This is a genomic window from Rhizobium redzepovicii, from assembly GCF_019793435.1.
GTDB classification, from domain to species: Bacteria; Pseudomonadota; Alphaproteobacteria; order Rhizobiales; family Rhizobiaceae; genus Rhizobium; species Rhizobium redzepovicii.
On record NZ_JAILYH010000095.1, the window covers coordinates 1 to 403 of the forward strand.

Sequence of the window (403 nt, forward strand, 5' to 3'; positions counted from 1 at the left end):
GCTCAACCCGACGGTCGGCGATGTCGCCGGCAATCTCGCCAAGGCGCGCGAGGCGCGTATTGACGCGGGCCGGGAGGGCGCGCATCTGCTCGTCCTGACCGAGCTTTTCATCTCCGGCTATCCGCCTGAAGATCTGGTATTGAAGCCCGCCTTCATCCGCGCCTGCTGGAAAGCAGTCGAGAGCCTGGCTGCGGACACTGCCGATGGCGGACCGGGCGTCATCATCGGTTTTCCCAGGCGGGACGCGACCGGGCGCTACAATTCCGTCGCCGTGCTCGACGGCGGCAAGGTGATTGCGGTGCGCGACAAGATCGACCTGCCGAATTACGGTGAGTTCGACGAGAAGCGGGTCTTCGACCAGGGCGCCATGCCGGGGCCGGTGAATTTCCGCGGCGTGCGCATC

The 403-nt window shown here is 66.0% G+C and carries 1 protein-coding gene; it reads left to right on the forward strand.

What is annotated here, in order from left to right; all coding sequences use genetic code 11:
- Positions 1–403: nitrilase-related carbon-nitrogen hydrolase (locus K6N12_RS33740; RefSeq protein ID WP_281424339.1), on the forward strand; the 403-nt coding region annotated here is incomplete at both ends.